General features: G+C 40.5%; 17 protein-coding genes. 8 read left to right on the top strand and 9 right to left on the bottom strand.

All coding sequences use genetic code 11. From position 1 onward, the window contains the following. The first annotated feature begins 91 nt into the window (after positions 1 to 91). Positions 92 to 1,612, top strand: coding sequence for a flavocytochrome c (locus Q4600_RS17890; protein WP_102529125.1), 1,521 nt, complete (start codon positions 92 to 94; stop codon positions 1,610 to 1,612). Positions 1,613 to 1,636: 24 nt separating this feature from the next. Then, on the top strand, positions 1,637 to 1,990 hold the full coding sequence (locus tag Q4600_RS17885) for a cytochrome c3 family protein (RefSeq protein ID WP_303517396.1): 354 nt from the start codon (positions 1,637 to 1,639) through the stop codon (positions 1,988 to 1,990). Positions 1,991 to 2,135: 145 nt separating this feature from the next. Here the strand turns inward: Q4600_RS17885 and Q4600_RS17880 are convergent, their stop codons facing one another. After that, positions 2,136 to 3,005 (bottom strand): LysR family transcriptional regulator, encoded by an 870-nt coding sequence (locus tag Q4600_RS17880; protein ID WP_229370982.1) that lies wholly within the window; start codon positions 3,003 to 3,005, stop codon positions 2,136 to 2,138. A gap of 134 nt (positions 3,006 to 3,139) precedes the next feature. Here Q4600_RS17880 and Q4600_RS17875 point away from each other — a divergent pair, with 134 nt between their 5' ends. Both Q4600_RS17875 and Q4600_RS17870 read left to right on the top strand, forming a co-directional pair. Beyond that, a complete protein-coding gene (locus Q4600_RS17875; protein ID WP_248956943.1) occupies positions 3,140 to 3,787 on the top strand; it encodes a TetR/AcrR family transcriptional regulator in 648 nt (215 codons plus the stop codon). 144 nt (positions 3,788 to 3,931) lie between these two features. Beyond that, a complete protein-coding gene (locus Q4600_RS17870) occupies positions 3,932 to 4,666 on the top strand; it encodes an ABC transporter substrate-binding protein (RefSeq protein WP_102529121.1) in 735 nt (244 codons plus the stop codon). Between the two features lie 93 nt (positions 4,667 to 4,759). Here Q4600_RS17870 and Q4600_RS17865 read toward each other — a convergent pair whose 3' ends face one another. The 6 genes from Q4600_RS17865 to rpmH all read right to left on the bottom strand — a co-directional run bounded on the left by Q4600_RS17865 (position 4,760) and on the right by rpmH (position 9,216). Next, positions 4,760 to 5,386 carry a PolC-type DNA polymerase III gene (locus Q4600_RS17865; RefSeq protein ID WP_241906462.1) on the bottom strand — a complete coding sequence of 209 codons (627 nt, stop codon included), beginning with the start codon at positions 5,384 to 5,386 and terminating at the stop codon, positions 4,760 to 4,762. A 25-nt stretch (positions 5,387 to 5,411) separates the two neighbouring features. After that, entirely contained in the window at positions 5,412 to 6,770 is a 1,359-nt protein-coding gene (gene mnmE / locus Q4600_RS17860) for a tRNA uridine-5-carboxymethylaminomethyl(34) synthesis GTPase MnmE (protein WP_229370989.1), read from the bottom strand. 82 nt (positions 6,771 to 6,852) lie between these two features. Then, positions 6,853 to 8,481: a membrane protein insertase YidC gene (gene yidC, locus Q4600_RS17855; RefSeq protein WP_303517398.1), complete on the bottom strand. Its 1,629-nt coding sequence runs from the start codon at positions 8,479 to 8,481 to the stop codon at positions 6,853 to 6,855. Positions 8,482 to 8,484: 3 nt separating this feature from the next. Beyond that, positions 8,485 to 8,739, bottom strand: a complete 255-nt coding sequence (yidD, locus tag Q4600_RS17850) for a membrane protein insertion efficiency factor YidD (RefSeq protein ID WP_102529118.1) — start codon at positions 8,737 to 8,739, stop codon at positions 8,485 to 8,487. After that, positions 8,706 to 9,062, bottom strand: coding sequence for a ribonuclease P protein component (rnpA, locus tag Q4600_RS17845; RefSeq protein ID WP_102529117.1), 357 nt, complete (start codon positions 9,060 to 9,062; stop codon positions 8,706 to 8,708). The genes yidD and rnpA overlap by 34 nt, the downstream gene beginning before the upstream one ends. Positions 9,063 to 9,078: 16 nt before the next feature. Then, positions 9,079 to 9,216 (bottom strand): 50S ribosomal protein L34, encoded by a 138-nt coding sequence (rpmH, locus tag Q4600_RS17840; RefSeq protein ID WP_011867659.1) that lies wholly within the window; start codon positions 9,214 to 9,216, stop codon positions 9,079 to 9,081. Positions 9,217 to 9,664: 448 nt separating this feature from the next. Between rpmH and dnaA the strand changes: the two genes are divergently transcribed. The 4 genes from dnaA to gyrB all read left to right on the top strand — a co-directional run bounded on the left by dnaA (position 9,665) and on the right by gyrB (position 15,801). Beyond that, positions 9,665 to 11,053 (top strand): chromosomal replication initiator protein DnaA, encoded by a 1,389-nt coding sequence (gene dnaA / locus Q4600_RS17835; protein WP_102529116.1) that lies wholly within the window; start codon positions 9,665 to 9,667, stop codon positions 11,051 to 11,053. A gap of 19 nt (positions 11,054 to 11,072) precedes the next feature. Then, positions 11,073 to 12,173, top strand: coding sequence for a DNA polymerase III subunit beta (dnaN, locus tag Q4600_RS17830; RefSeq protein WP_102529115.1), 1,101 nt, complete (start codon positions 11,073 to 11,075; stop codon positions 12,171 to 12,173). 112 nt (positions 12,174 to 12,285) lie between these two features. Then, positions 12,286 to 13,368 carry a DNA replication/repair protein RecF gene (recF, locus tag Q4600_RS17825; protein ID WP_303517399.1) on the top strand — a complete coding sequence of 361 codons (1,083 nt, stop codon included), beginning with the start codon at positions 12,286 to 12,288 and terminating at the stop codon, positions 13,366 to 13,368. A gap of 15 nt (positions 13,369 to 13,383) precedes the next feature. Continuing rightward, positions 13,384 to 15,801, top strand: coding sequence for a DNA topoisomerase (ATP-hydrolyzing) subunit B (gene gyrB / locus Q4600_RS17820; RefSeq protein WP_248956947.1), 2,418 nt, complete (start codon positions 13,384 to 13,386; stop codon positions 15,799 to 15,801). Positions 15,802 to 15,952: 151 nt separating this feature from the next. Here gyrB and Q4600_RS17815 read toward each other — a convergent pair whose 3' ends face one another. Both Q4600_RS17815 and Q4600_RS17810 read right to left on the bottom strand, forming a co-directional pair. Continuing rightward, on the bottom strand, positions 15,953 to 16,339 hold the full coding sequence (locus Q4600_RS17815) for a DUF6768 family protein (RefSeq protein WP_303517401.1): 387 nt from the start codon (positions 16,337 to 16,339) through the stop codon (positions 15,953 to 15,955). Between the two features lie 2 nt (positions 16,340 to 16,341). Beyond that, positions 16,342 to 16,872 carry an RNA polymerase sigma factor gene (locus tag Q4600_RS17810; RefSeq protein WP_303517402.1) on the bottom strand — a complete coding sequence of 177 codons (531 nt, stop codon included), beginning with the start codon at positions 16,870 to 16,872 and terminating at the stop codon, positions 16,342 to 16,344. Between the last annotated feature and the right edge of the window lie 23 nt (positions 16,873 to 16,895).

Genomic DNA, 16,895 nt, shown 5'->3' with positions numbered 1-16,895 from the left:
TTAGATATAGCTAACTGCTGCCTAATTCCCTTTTTGGAATTGATTCCATCTTTATGATGAAAGAGTCAATTTAAACAAAGGGTGATGACCTATGAGTAATGTAGATCTGTTAGGACGCCGTAAATTTATTGCTGGACTAGGTGTAGCAGCAGGGGCTGCAATGGTAGCGCCTGCGATGGCTGTTTCTGAAAAGGCAGACGGTGTTAAGTGGGACAAGGAAATTGAAATTGTCATTATTGGTTCGGGTTTCGCAGGATTAGCCGCCGCAATTGAAGCGACTAAACTAGGCGCTAAAGATGTCCATATTTTCGAGAAAATGTCTTATTTTGGTGGTAATTCGGCGATTAATGGTGGCTTGTTTGCCGCCCCTGGTACGCCAATGCAATCTAAAGAAGGCGTGAATGACTCAGTAGAGCGCATGGTTGCTGATCAAATGGCTGCTGGACGTGGTATCGCTGATGAAGCTTTATTACGCCATGTTGCAGAACATGCAATGGAAGCGTTGCAAATGACCTTTGATGCGGGGTCTGAATACCATCCATATTTACAGCAACTTGGTGGTCACTCGGTTGCGCGTACTTACCAAACAACTGTGAGTTGTGGCGCGGGTATCACTCAGCCTTTATTACATAAGTGTCGTGAATTGGGTGTTCATACCCATAATCGCTCGAAATTTGAAGGTTTCTTGATTGGTGATAAAGGTGAAGTTGTAGGCGTTAAAATGCGTGATAACTACCACTTTGGCGAAGACCAACCTGGAAAAATTATTAATATCCGCGCAAAACGCGGTGTGATAATGGCAACTGGCGGCTTTGCTCAAAACGTTAATTTACGTATGGCGCAAGATCCAACATTAACCTCTGAAGTGGGTTGTACCAATGCGCCTGGTGCTACAGGTGAGGGGATGTATGAAATGTTCCGCTTAGGCGCGGTACCTGTCCATTTAGCGCATATTCAATCTGGCCCTTGGGCATCACCTGATGAAGGTGGATTTGGCTATGTGTCTAACTACTCTATTTATAACTTTCCACATTCAATTGCGATTAACCGTTTAACTGGTCAGCGCTTCATGAATGAAATTGCCGACCGTAAAACCCGTGCTGATGCTGAGTTAGCTTGTCGTGATGAAAAAGGCAATGCATTACCACCAATCTTAATTACCAGCTATAAGGATTCTAAAAAGCATCCTAATACTAAAAAGGTCATTAAGTATAACGTCGGCTGGAAGTTTGATTCTGTCGAAGAATTAGCTGCGCATTTCAAAGTGCCATTAAAAGCACTTAAAACCCAAATTGAAGAATATAACCAGTACGTTAAATCTGGTGAAGATACTCAATTTGGCAAGAATATGACCAAAGCTAAAGATAAGTATATTGAAGCACCATTTACCGTTGTTCGTTTATGGCCAAAAGTGCATTACTGCCAAGGCGGCGTGCAAATTACCACTAAAGCTGAAGTGAAAGATAGCTTTACAGGTAACCCTATCAAGGGGTTATATGCCGCAGGTGAAGTGTGTGGTGGTATCCATGGTGTGAGCCGTTTAGGTAGTTGTTCTATTCCTGAATGTATGGTCATGGGTATGACAGCCGCCCGTAGCACAATGAAAGCTTAACCCAATTAACAAGAGGAATTATTGATGAAAACATTAAAGATGATGCTTGCGTTGGGATTACTTTGCTTAAGTAGTGCAACAGTACAAGCGGTAGAAATCAGAGCTTACCATCAAGACGTTATCGGCAAAGATTGTAAAGCTTGTCATGACAATGGTATTAAACAATTTCCATCAGACCAAGCTTGTCAGCAATGTCATGATGTGGATGAATTAGCTGAAACAACTGCCCGTAGTGAAGAGGATAAGTGGCAAAACCCACATAACAACTTACATTACGGTAAAGAGTTACCTTGTCAGGAATGTCATGGTGAACATAAAGCGAAAGAGCCGATTTGTAGAGACTGTCATACGTTTAAGTATGATAAGCACAAAAAATAATACTTAATTGTCACGTCTCAAAAGAAGATTGAGCTAGTACAAATAATGAGTTATTAATTTGCCCATTTAAACTCATTTATGAAGTCTTCTGAAAGCCTCTAACTATCTTGTTAGAGGCTTTTTGTTTTTTAATCGTTTTGAATTATTAGCTATCAGCCACTTCTGCTAAGTTTTCAACATTGGCTTTGATTAGAGTGATCAGTTGCTGGGTTGCATCTGTTTGAGTATCAGGATTGAGGTATAGCGCTTCATTGAATACCGGCAATATAGGCAGTCCGTGCTCAACGGGATCTAATATCTGCATTTTATCGTTGATCCTAAATTCGGCAACGGGTGCAATAGTCAGATCGTTTTCAACGGCCATACATAAGGCTTGGGGTGAGGGGGTTGAAAGTAATACGTTGATCGAGCGCATTGTCAGTTGGTGGTTAGCAAATACTTGGGCACGAATAGGGCAGTTTTCTGGGTATAAAGCCATTGGGATCGTGCTACGTTTATGAGCATTACCATTTTTGGCTGCAACCCAATGAAAGCGTCGTTCAAATAACAATTCACCATTTGCTGGTGTTTGCCAATGTGTCGCGACTATCACATCAAACTCACCTTGCTTCAGGCGTTTGTAAAGGTTGCCACTCACGTCAGTATCAATTACCAGTTCTATGCGGGTAAATTCACGAATAAATTCAAGTAAACAGCTACTTAGATAACGTTTTATATAATCTGTTGGCACGCCAAGACGGATAATTTCGCGATTTTGACTATCTTTTAAATCATCTAAAGCTTGTGAATTTAGTTGCATCATTTTATAGGCGTAATTGAGTAAAGTGACACCAGACTCTGTCAGTGTTACCCCTTTATTATCACGTATTAATAATGGCTGGCCGACACTCTCTTCCAACTTTTTTATTTGCAAACTCAATGCTGATTGAGTTCGACAAATTTGCTCAGCTGCTTTCGAAAGGTTGCCATTTTCAGCCACGGCAATGAAGCTTTCTAGTAATTCAATTTTTAACATAGGCTTTAGAAAAACTGGCTATTGATAATGTTCATAGTGGTATCAGTATTACTTAATATCGAAGTCGTAAAAAGCTTGTTATCGTGTGAATGTGAACTGATAACATAATTTTGATATGAAGTAAGGAATGTAACATGGGAAGTTGGCAACAAAGAGGTGAATACCTAGTTGAAGTGTCACAACGATGCTTAAAAGGACATAAAACTTTTGATTTATGCCGTTCACATTTAGTCAAAGCGAGCCAGATTTCAAAAGGGACTATTTATAATCACTTTCCGACAGAGGCTGATTTAATGGTCGCGGTTGCTATTAATGATTTAAATCGCTGGAGTGCTCAAGCTGAACTTGATAAACAGGATTATCAAGATCCTCTCATTCAATTTTTAGCTCATCAATGTTGGCGATTACACGACACTTTAGTGAATAAGACTTTTGTTATTGAAAGAGTTATGCCTAACTCTGAGGTACTATCACAGGCAAGTGAGGTTTATCAGTTAGCATATCAGCAAAGCTACGATGCTTACTTTGTATGGTTCAATGAGATGATTGCTAGAATTGGTAAAGTTGAAGGCTTTAATCGAGGTGAGTTAGTGATTAACTATTTACGCGGCGCAATAATTAACACTGATGATGCTGATAAAGATGGTAATGATGTCCAGTTATATTATCAATACTGCTACGCCATTGTGCAGTTATTGGGGCATTCAGATAAGCGTTTACCTGGGATAGCTAAATTTCAAGAGTGGTTAAATAACATGCCGCAGCAACAGTGTGCGGCATAGGTTAAGTAAGGTGGAGAGTAAAACTCTGCACTCGATACAGGCTTAGCCTTGATAAAGTATCCGCATATTATTCCTAATTAGCTTGTTTGAACTACACTGTTTAAGTGTGACTTTATTGCAAGTATTAGATGAAAAAGGAGGCGTATGAAAATATTGATCATTTGTTTTGTTGGATTTTTTTCCTCGAATATCTTTGCTGAAACATTCACTGCACATTGCCGCAATTACCCTCCTGAGTTATTTTTTGAAAATGGCGAATGCAAAGGTGTCGTTCCTGAAATGATGACTGATATCTTTATTGAGCTAGGGCATCAGATTAACTGGGAAAATGTACCATGGATCCGTTCTATTAAAGAAGCTGAAAGTGGCAAGGTAGACCTATTAGTTCGCCATTCTATGACTGAAGCAAGACAAGTATTTCTATATCCAATCGCATACGGTTATTACATAAGAAATCTGAATTTTTATAAATCTCCTAGGTTAGACGTAGATATAAAATCATATAAAGAACTCGATAATTATAGAGTTGGCGCTATTCGAGGTAATTTCTATTCACCAACATTTTCAACTTTCGAGAGTAGGGAGTTAACTCTGGTGGGTAAAACACAGCAATTGGTGGGAATGTTAGAAAGGAACCGTATAGATGTTGCCGTTACCTCAGCTTCTCATAATGTTGAGTTATTTGAGGGTAAGTTTGAAAAAATTACTCTTGTAGATACTTTTGAAAATCCTATGTATATCAGCATACCTAAAAAGTCTAAAGCAGTTAAATTGTATTCTGACGTGGCTAGATTGATAAAAGAGTATGGCGACACAGGTAAGATAAATCAGTACTTTGAACGATATGGATTAGAAGTGCCTGAACAAATTATTGAATAGATTACAGTGATAAAACCCAAAAATGCCAACATTCAAGCTGGCATTAATTCTAAACTGAATTCACGATATCGTGTTTTTATTAAAAACTCGTCATTATATTTTTTTGATAAAATCCATCACTTTAGCTTTGGGTAAACGAGTGATTGTTTGAATATTATCGAATGTTATGACTTGATGCGGACGGTGTAGCTCAATGGTATCAAGTTGGTGAAGCCATAAGTGACCGGTCATGGTTGCATCGGCTAACGCGCGGTGAAATACACCATCATTGGGTAATTGATGATAATCCACCAAGGTCCCTAATTTATGATTGGGCGCATCTTGGTTAATTCTGCGTGATAACAATAAAGAACAAGCAAACTGTCCAGAGTATTGGTAATTAATTCGCTCGAATTCAGCATCTAAAAACTTCTTATCAAAGCTAGCGTTATGGGCTACAAGGTTGAAGTCTTCAATAAAATTAGCAAACCGCGCCATGACCGTTTCGCAGTCATCGGCTGTTTGCAGCATTTGATTACTAATACCTGTGTAGTTTTCAATAAAACTATTTACTCGACGCCCTGGATTCATCAATTCTTGAAATGAATCAACTACCACACCATCAACTAGCTTTACTGCACCAATTTCAATTGCGCGGTCACCATTATCTGGTGATAAACCTGTGGTTTCAAAGTCGAGAACGATGACGGTATTTGCTAATGTGCTTGATGCTATAGACACTGAATTTCTCTTTTAAATGTGGAACTTATTTACCAATACAAAATGAGCTAAAGATTTTACCCAATAGATCATCAGAGGTGAATTTACCGGTAATTTCAGATAGCGCCATTTGTGCCATGCGCAGTTCTTCTGCCAGTAACTCCCCTGCTAAATACACTTCCAGCTGTTCTTTACCTAGCTGTAAGTGACTTGATGCTAAGTCTAATGCTTCTAAATGGCGACGACGGGCGATAAAGCCGCCTTCTAGGTTACTTTGGTAACCCATTAATGTCTTAAGGTGCTGTTTAAGTTCTTCAACGCCTAAACCTGTTTTAGCAGAAATGCGGTAAACGTTATAACCATGTTCATCTGTGGTCATAACGGGCTCGCCGGTTAAATCAGCTTTGTTACGTACAACAGTGACGCCAAGTCTTGATGGTAGACGGTCGATAAAGTCAGGCCAAATATCATGAGGGTTAACATCAGTAGTGGTTGTGCCATCAACCATAAATAACACTCTATCTGCAGTGGCTATTTCATCCCAAGCTCGCTCAATACCTATTTTTTCTACGGTATCAACGGTGTCACGTAAACCCGCAGTATCGATAATATGCAGTGGCATACCATCAAGGTGAATATGTTCACGTAGCACATCACGAGTCGTACCTGCTATTTCAGTCACAATAGCAGACTCTTTACCTGCTAATGCATTCAGTAAACTCGATTTACCCGCATTCGGACGGCCTGCAATAACGACTTTCATGCCTTCACGGATAATTGAGCCTTGTTTCGCACTCGCTTGGACTGAATCAAGTTTATCGATGATTTTATACAGTGAGTTGGCAATTTTACCGTCTGATAAGAAATCGACTTCTTCATCGGGAAAATCAATCGCTGCTTCAACGTATAAGCGCAAGTTGGTGACTTGCTCTACGAGTTGATGTACCTCATCTGAGAATTCACCTTGGAGCGAGTTTAAGGCGCTTTTAGCAGCCTGTTCGCTGGTGGCATCAATTAAATCGGCAATGGCTTCAGCTTGGGTTAAATCAAGCTTGTCGTTCATAAAGGCTTGTTCACTAAACTCGCCTGGCTTAGCAATACGAAGTCCTTCAACTTCCATCACACGCTTAATCAGCATGTCTAGTACGATTTGACCGCCGTGGCCTTGTAGTTCCAATACATCTTCACCAGTAAAGGAATTAGGTCCTTTAAAAAATAAGGCAATTCCTTGGTCAATGACTTCTCCAGAAGCACTTTTAAAGTCACAGTAATCGGCATAACGAGTTTTAGGTAAGTGGCCTAGAACGCTGTGCGCGACTTCAGTTGCTTTATCACCTGATACACGAATGATACCGACGCCGCCACGACCTGGTGCGGTTGCTTGTGCCACGATAGTGTCTGTCATTGAGGAAAACCTTGTTGAAAATAGTAAAGGAAAAGGCGGCTTAATAGCCGCCTTTAAAGATTATATCAGTTTGAGCTATGACTTATTTTAAGCCTTTTTTCTCAAGACCTGCATAAATAATCTTTTGTTGTGTAATCGCCACTAAGTTACCCACTAACCAGTATAGTACTAGGCCTGATGGGAACCATAGGAAGAACACAGTAAAGATAACCGGCATCCACTGCATCATCTTAACTTGCATAGGATCCATGGTTGGTGCCATTGGTTGCATTTTCTGCATTAACCACATTGACACACCCATTAGTAACGGTAGTACGTAGTAAGGATCTTGAACCGATAAATCGTCAATCCAAAGCATGAATGGTGCGTGACGCAATTCATAACTTTCTAGTAATACCCAGTATAATGCGATGAAAATTGGCATTTGCAGCAAGATAGGAAGACAGCCACCCATTGGGTTAACTTTCTCTTTCTTGTAAAGCTCCATCATTGCTTGACCCATCTTCTGACGGTCATCACCGAAACGTTCTTTCAGTTCAGCAAGTTTTGGCTGTAGGTTACGCATTTTTGCCATTGAGGTGTATTGCGCTTTAGTCAGTGGATATAACAGACCACGAACAGAAAGCGTAATTAAGATAATTGCCAAACCCCAGTTAGTTACAATCGACTGGAAGAACATCAGTAGTTTGTAAATTGGAATAGCTAACCACCAAAGGAAACCATAATCGACTACTAAGTTCAGGGTTTCTGAAATAGAAGAAAGGGCTTTCTGGTCTTTAGGACCTACAAAGAACTGCGCACTGATGGTTTGTTGTGTACCAGGAGCAATATCATGAACAGCACCACGGAAACCAATGTTCGCTTGTCCACCAGCACTCATGCTAGTGAAAATAGTGTTTGAATCAGTTGCTGGTGGCACCCAAGCTGACACGTAGTAATGTTGAAGCATTGCAGCCCAACCACCCAGTGTTTGTTGGTTCAGGTTACTTTTAGCAATATCTTCAAAATCATACTTTTCGTAACGCACGTTTTGAGTAGAGAATGCTGCACCACGGTAAGTTGGCATCATCATGCTGCTTTCAGATGCTTGAACGGTTTGTTTAATTTGACCGTACATTTGCATTTGAAGCGGAGCTGCAGTGGTGTTGTTTACGTTGTAATCAACAGTCACATCATATTGGCCACGAGTGAAGGTAAATACTTTGGTGTAACTTGCGCCATTTGCATCTACATAGCTTAATGGTACAGATAAAGAGTCTTGGCCAGCGGCTAATTCATATTCTTCTGATTTAGCAGAAAAATGCGCACGTCCATGAGTACTGCTATCAATACCATCACGACCGATTAAACCACTTTGAGAAATATAGTTGAATGTACCGTTTTGCTCTAATAGAACAAATGAGTCATCACTGTCGATTTCAACTTTATGGTCAACCAGCGCTGCGTAAACAATATCACCACCGACAGGGTCGATTTTGATATCTAGCTGATCAGTTTTAACTGAAATGAGGTTTTGCGTCGCCGGTAATTGAACAGGCATGCTTGAATCAGCATCGGGTACATCGCCAATGTTTGACGAAGGTACGTTATTCGTTTGAACAACCGATTGTGTTGCTGCCGGTTGTGGTGCTTTATCGTCTTGCCATGCTTGCCAAAGTAAAAAACTGACAAACAGTAGTGCGATAAGCATTAAATTGCGTTGAGATTCCATAGCCTATTTGTTACACCTGTCGTTTTTAGGGGGGACGGGATCACTTCCGCCGGGATGTAAAGGGTGACATTTTAGTATGCGTTTCGCTGCAAGCCAACAACCTTTCGCAGTTCCATGCGTTTTTATTGCATCAATTGCATAATAAGAGCACGTTGGGTTGAATCTACAGCGAGGTCCCAGCATGGGGCTGATAAGAAGTTGATAACCACGAATAGCCTTGGTGGCTAGCCATTGTAACGGCGACTGAGCTTGCGCCATAACTTCTCTGTTAATTTATGTAGTTCTGCATTTTCCATATCGACCACGCCATTTCGAACCAAGACTACAATATCAAGATTTGGGATGTCATGCTGACTTAAACGGAAATTTGTTCTGATTATTCGCTTAATACGATTACGGTCGCTGGCATTTTTAACAAAACGTTTAGCAACTGTTAATCCAATACGAGGATGTTGTTCTGAATTAGGTATAGCGAGCAGAGTTATTTCAGCAGAAGATGCTTTGATGGGATTTGAAAATACAGATTTAAATTGCGCGGGAGTTAACAAACGTAACTCCCGCGTAAAAGCATAGCTAGTCACTATGAATATCTACCGATTAAGCAGATAAACGAGCGCGACCTTTTGCACGACGACGTGCAATCACTTTACGGCCGCCTACAGTGGCCATACGTGCGCGGAAGCCGTGAGAACGCTTACGCTTCAGGTTGCTTGGTTGAAAAGTACGTTTACTCATTTTGGCAATCCGTATATTTAGTAGTTAATAAACCTTACATTCTTAAAATAAGAGGTAAGGGCAAAAAAGAGGCCGAATTGTAATCACTTTAATCACTACCGTCAACAAGGAAAGTAGCTATATGAACAATTTTTACCTAATTAGTTTTTCGTTAAACGCCAAAAATGCACCACAGGATGTGGATAACTCTGTGAATCAACACTACATGTAGTGGATCAAAGGCTGTTTTACGAGATCAAACTGCGGCTATTATAGATCAAGAGTGATCGGTTAATAAAGCAGGATCTGCGAACAAATACGATTAATTGGATCGTTTTTGATCTTTAAAGATCACAGATATCCACATACAATGATCAGGCTGGGGATAAATATTTTTTTATCGATAGCGATCATTGAGATCTAACGATAGAATACCCCTCCTTCAACAAACGATATTAAGGAATTTTAAGTGGCGGTTTCACTTTGGCAACAATGTATCGGCAGGCTGCAAGACGAACTTTCTGCGCAGCAATTCAGTATGTGGATCCGTCCGTTACAGGCTGAAATGGATGGCGATACTTTGGTACTTTATGCACCTAATCGTTTTGTACTCGATTGGGTTCGAGATAAGTACATCAATATCATCAATCAATTTTTTACCGAACAGTTAGGTGGAAATGCCCCTAAGCTGCGCTTTGATATTGGTAGCCGTCCGTCAGCGGTCAGAACACCTGCACCTGTAAAGGCAGAGGTAAGACAACCGCAAAGCACTCAAGCTAAGCCACGAGTTAGCACTGCATTTAATACGCAAGCAGAGCCAGTTGAACATGCGAACCATCGCAGTAACATCAATCCAACTTACCAGTTTGATAATTTTGTTGAAGGTAAATCAAACCAATTAGGTAAAGCGGCGGCACTGCAAGTAGCAGAAAACCCTGGTGGAGCATACAACCCATTATTCTTATATGGCGGCACCGGTTTAGGTAAAACCCATTTATTACATGCTGTGGGTAATGGCATTATTAAAAATAATCCCAATGCTAAAGTGGTTTATATGCATTCTGAGCGTTTTGTTCAGGATATGGTTAAAGCATTGCAAAATAATGCAATTGAAGACTTCAAACGTTATTACCGTAGTGTAGATGCACTCTTTATTGATGACATTCAATTCTTTGCCAATAAAGATCGTTCACAAGAAGAATTCTTTCATACCTTCAATGCACTATTAGAAGGTAATCATCAGATCATTCTGACATCTGATAAGTACCCTAAAGAAATTGATGGGGTAGAAGATCGTTTAAAATCACGTTTTGGTTGGGGTTTAACGGTGGCGATTGAGCCTCCAGAACTGGAAACCCGTGTGGCAATCTTAATGCGTAAAGCAGAAGAGAGTGGTATTAACCTTCCTGATGAAGTGGCTTTCTTTATTGCTAAGCGTTTACGTTCAAATGTTCGTGAATTGGAAGGCGCATTAAACCGCGTGATTGCCAACGCTAACTTTACCGGCAGACCCATCACAATTGATTTTGTCCGTGAAGCATTACGTGATTTATTAGCACTGCAAGAAAAATTAGTGACCATTGATAATATTCAAAAGACGGTTGCTGAATACTACAAAATTAAAATGGCTGATATGTTATCTAAGCGTCGTTCTCGCAGTGTTGCGAGACCTCGTCAAGTCGCGATGGCATTATCAAAAGAACTAACAAACCAAAGCTTACCTGAAATTGGGGATGCCTTTGGGGGTCGTGATCATACTACCGTATTACACGCATGCAGAAAAATTGCCCAATTGCGTGAAGAAAGTCATGACATTAAAGAAGATTATGCTAACTTGATACGTACATTATCTTCTTAATATCAGGAAATTGAGTCGAATGAAATTTTCAATTGATAGGGATGCCCTATTAAAACCACTTCAATTAGTGTGTGGCGCAGTAGAAAGACGTCACAATTTACCTATTTTATCCAACTTGCTAATCGAAGTTAGTGAAGACTCACTTAAGCTTACAGGTACGGATTTAGAGGTTGAGCTTGTTGGTCAGGCTCCTATTCAAGGTGAAGTTGAAGTGGGCAGTACGACAGTTCCTGCTAAAAAGCTATTAGACATTGTTAAGTCACTTCCAGAACAAGTCGAAATCAAGATTGAGCAACAAGAAAATAAGTGGTTATTGCGCTCAGGCCGAAGCCGATTTTCTTTAGCAACCTTACCAGCATCCGATTACCCGAATGTTGAAGCATTCCAAGCTGAAATAGAATTTAGCCTTAAACAAGGCACGCTTAAGTCGATTATTGATTCAACTCAATTTTCAATGGCTAACCAAGATGTGCGTTATTACCTGAATGGTTTGTTATTTGAAACGTCTGGTACTTCATTAAAAGCGATTGCGACTGACGGACACCGTTTAGCATTAAGTCATCGTGACATTGGTATTGCACTACCTGAAAAGCAAGTCATTGTGCCGCGTAAAGGTGTGGTAGAAATGTCTCGTTTGCTAGAAAGTGAAGACAAAGAAATTAATATTGCCATTGGCGATAGTGCTATACGTGCGACCACTGACAATGCAGTATTTACCAGTAAGTTAGTTGATGGACGCTTCCCTGATTATCGCCGTGTATTGCCAAAAGGTGGTGATAAGATTGTCGTTGCTAGTCGAAACCACTTAAAACAAGCATTAACACGAGCTTCTATTTTATCTAATGAGAAGTTCCGTGGGGTGCGTATTCAGCTTGAGCCTGGTTTATTGCGCATTACTGCCAATAACCCTGAGCAGGAAGAAGCTGAAGAAATTATCGATGTTGAATATAACGCTGAAAATTTAGAAATTGGTTTCAACGTAAGCTATTTGCTAGATGTATTGAATAACTTAGCCAGTGACGACGTCAGAATCACGCTTATTGATGGAAACTCGAGTGCGTTAATAGAAAACCACGCCGAAGAAGATTCAATGTATGTCGTGATGCCTATGCGTTTATAGTTTCTATTGAACTAAATAGATTACCGAAACGTTTTTATCCCAAGAAGGTGCTACATTAAGGCACCTTTTTTAGTTTTATGTCTTTGTTGATAGGTTTGAGAAATTACCACTCATGAGTTTAACCCGTCTTAATATCGCCCAGTTTCGTAATATCCTTTCGGCGTCATTAACCCCAGCGTCAGGTTTAAACTTGATTTATGGTGAAAATGGCAGTGGAAAAACCAGTATATTAGAAGCGATATATTTTTTGGGAATGGGGCGTTCTTTTCGAAGTCACTTATCGCAAAGGGTGATTAATATTGAGCAAGACAGCCTAACGTTATTTGCCGAACTCGAAATGGAGTCGGGTGAAGCGAAATTAGGCCTAAGACGTTTTAGAAATGGCGACATTGATGTCAAAATGAATGGCGATAAAGTGAAGCGATTATCTGTTTTAGCTGAAACGTTACCTATTCAAGTTATCACCCCTGAAAGTTTTTCTTTGCTATTTGAAGGTCCAAAAGCCCGCCGTCAATTCATTGATTGGGGCGCTTTTCATGCTGACGTTAATTTTTATCAAGCATGGGTAAATACGAGAAGAATTTTAAAACAAAGAAATCAGCTACTTAGAGACAGATCTTCTTATGCCACAATTCAATTTTGGGATAAGGAATTGGTGCGGTATGCTGAACAAGTTACTTCGATACGAAATCACTATGTAGACTCGTTAAATGAGCTACTTAAGGGTATAATCGAAGAGTTTTTACCACGAGTTGATATTAAAGTTTCCTTTACTCGTGGCTGGGATAGCAAAACGGATTTTTCCGAGTTACTCGAAACTCAATATCACCGAGATTTATCATCGGGTAATACAGGTAGTGGACCACACAAAGCAGATTTGCGATTACGTGTTGGCAACCTACCCGTGCAAGATGCGTTATCCCGAGGACAGTTAAAATTATTAGTCTGTGCACTGCGTATTGCACAAGGCAAATTGCTTCAAGAACAACAGAACAAGCATAGTATTTACCTTGTGGATGATCTTCCATCTGAGTTGGATGCACAACATAGGCAGCTATTGCTAAAACAGTTAACCGAAACCGGTGCACAAATTTTTGTCACAGCGATTGATCCTGTTGCAATAGTCGATTCGCTGGCAAGCCCGCCAAGTAAAATGTTTCATGTGGAACACGGGCAAGTCACGGTAGTTGAATAAAAACGAGAGAGAAATATGTCAGAGAATAGTTATGATTCTTCGAGTATTAAGGTTTTAAAAGGCCTTGATGCAGTTCGTAAGAGACCAGGGATGTACATCGGCGATACAGATGATGGTACGGGTCTTCATCACATGGTATTCGAAGTGGTCGATAACTCTATCGATGAAGCCTTAGCGGGTCACTGTAATGACATTACTATCACCATTCATGCTGATGGTTCTGTATCTGTTACAGATGATGGCCGTGGTGTTCCAGTTGCAATCCATGAAGAAGAAGGGGTTTCAGCTGCAGAAGTGATTATGACCGTACTTCATGCTGGTGGTAAGTTCGATGATAACTCATACAAAGTTTCTGGTGGTTTGCACGGTGTAGGTGTTTCGGTAGTAAACGCATTATCTGAAAAACTGCAAATGATCATTCGTCGTGATGGTCATATTTATGAACAGTTCTACACTATGGGTGTTCCAGATGCGCCTATCGCACCAGTTGGTGATACTGAAAAGACTGGGACTCATATCCGTTTTTGGCCAAGTGCTGAAACCTTCTCAGATACCTTGTTCCATTTTGATATTCTTGCCAAACGTGTACGTGAATTATCATTCTTGAACTCAGGTGTGGGTATCCGCCTTGTTGACGAACGTGATGAGCGTAATGAATTCTTTAAATACGACGGCGGTATTAGCGCATTCGTAGATTACTTGAACCGTAACAAGACGCCAATCAACAAAGACGTATTCCACTTTACTCAAGAACGTGAAGATGGCATTACCGTTGAAGTCGCAATGCAGTGGAATGATGGTTATCAAGAAAGCATTTTCTGTTTTACCAATAACATTCCACAACGTGATGGTGGTACTCACTTAGCGGGTTTCCGTGGTGCATTAACACGTAACTTAAATAACTACATGGAGCGTGAAGGCTTCAATAAGAAAGGCAAAACCAACGCAACGGGTGATGATGCTCGTGAAGGTTTGACCGCGGTTGTTTCTGTAAAAGTACCAGATCCAAAGTTCAGTTCACAAACCAAAGATAAATTGGTTTCAAGTGAAGTGAAAGGCGCTGTAGAACAAACAATGGGTGAGCAGTTAAATGATTACCTATTAGAAAACCCTGTCGATGCAAAATTGATTGTGGGTAAGATTGTTGATGCCGCTCGTGCTCGTGAAGCAGCGCGTAAAGCTCGTGAAATGACACGTCGTAAAGGCGCACTCGATTTAGGTGGTTTGCCAGGTAAACTTGCAGATTGCCAAGAGAAAGACCCTGGTCTTTCTGAAATCTACATAGTGGAAGGGGACTCTGCTGGCGGATCAGCCAAGCAGGGACGTAACCGTAAAAACCAAGCGATTCTTCCGCTTAAAGGTAAAATCTTAAACGTTGAGAAAGCACGTTTTGATAAAATGTTATCTTCGCAAGAAGTGGCAACGTTAATTACTGCACTAGGTTGTGGTATCGGCCGTGAAGATTACGACCCAGAGAAAACCCGTTATCATAACATCATCATCATGACCGATGCCGACGTCGATGGCTCGCACATTCGTACCTTGCTATTGACCTTCTTCTTCCGTCAAATGCCTGAGCTAATTGAGCGTGGCTTTATCTATATTGCACAGCCTCCTTTGTTTAAAGTTAAAAAAGGTAAGCAAGAGCAGTATCTAAAAGATGAGCCGGCGTTAACTGAATACTTAACTACTCAAGCGTTAGATGGCACTCATATTTATCCGACTCAAGGCGCTCCAGGTATGACTGGTGAACCTTTAGAACGTTTAGTGAGCCAATATCGTGAAGTTGAAGCAATCATTGATCGTTTAGCTAAACGTTACCCTGAGTCTATTACTAATCGTATGATCCATCATCCAGGTGTGAGCAATGAAATGCTATCTGATGAAGGTCAAATGAAGCAGTGGTGTGATGCATTCGTGGCAGACTTAATTGAACTTGAGTCTGACGGCGTGATTTACAGCATTGAGCCGGTATTAGATCCAGAGCGTAAAGCTTACCTGCCTAGCTTAACGATTCGTAAGCATGGTATCGATACTAATTACTTGTTCAGCTATGACTTCTTCCAGTCAAACGACTACTCGCTTATTGCTAAGCTAGGTAGAGCGTTAGACGGTATGATTGAAGAAGGCGGTTACATAAAACGTGGTGAGCGTATGAAGGAAGTAGAAACTTTCTTAGAAGCGCTTGAGTGGACGATGAGCGAAGCTAAACGTGGTCTTTATATCCAACGTTATAAAGGATTGGGTGAGATGAACCCTGAGCAATTGTGGGAAACTACAATGGATCCTGAAACACGTCGTATGTTGCGTGTGACGATTGAAGATGCTGTAGGTGCTGATCAACTATTTACAACGTTAATGGGTGATCAAGTAGAGCCACGTCGTGACTTTATTGAAACTAACGCATTGAACGTAGCTAACTTAGACGTGTAACAATTATTTGTTAAGTCTTAAATTAAAAGGGAAAGCTTTGCTTTCCCTTTTTTGTGCCTACATCTCAGTGTCACACTCAAGCATACCCATCCCAATACATTTACCCATACACAACCACAACCACATGCACAATCAGCTACTTGCACAAAATCTATTTCTGCTTTTCTGTGATTTGCTGACTCAATGTCTGAATCGCAATTTCTAGTTTTTTAATCTCTCTTTGGGTTGCACTGCGGTTCATCTCATTAAAGGTCCACATTTTTATTGCTATCTGCATCATACTACTCAGTAGTAGGCCCACTCCCCATTGCAGTTTAGTTGCCATTGATGACTCTACAAAAAAGAATTCATAGCCACACCACAACATCAGACCAGAAAGACCAAATGCAACAATAGTCGATATGATCATCCAGCCACCTAGCCTACCTTGATAGGCACTTGCCAACATACTCCACAAATTGGGGTCTCGATTTATTTGGGCTTTTAATAACTCATTTTCATGCTCAAGTTGTTCACGTATTTTGTCATCTAAACTCATAATTAATCCTTATCTAATACTTGTTTTAACGCTGCTCTGGCTCGAAATAGTCTTGATTTAACTGTGCCTGAAGCAATGTTTAAAATGTGACTTATTTCACTGAGATTGAAGCCTTCTAAGTAAAATAAATGAATAACCTGATGCTCAATTAAGCTTAAATGCTTCATTGCTTGTGCTAACTCTGATGTATCGGCTTTGGTTTCTGCTGCTATCTCACCTATTGCATCAAGTGGGGTGTACATATGCTTTTTATTGCTTTTGACCATATCTAAAACTTGCCAATGAGTTAGTTTAAATAACCAAGTCTTAAATGCTGCAGGATCATTTATTCTAGTCATTGTTGTTGAAAGCTTTAGCCATGCCTCTTGAACAGCATCCTGAGCTAGCCCTTTGTTGCTGGTTGTTCTATATGCAAACGACAATACTTGCGGATAAAAGTGCTGATAGAGCTGATCAAACGCTTTTAAATTTCCAGCTTGAGCTTCAAGTACCCAAAGTTCTATTTGTGCTTGTCGGATAAATAGATACTCCATGTAAGGTTTTAACAAGATGTAGA

The organism is Shewanella sp. 2_MG-2023 (assembly GCF_030548905.1).
Lineage (GTDB): Bacteria > Pseudomonadota > Gammaproteobacteria > Enterobacterales > Shewanellaceae > Shewanella > Shewanella electrodiphila.
This window is presented reverse-complemented; position numbering and strand designations above follow the sequence as displayed.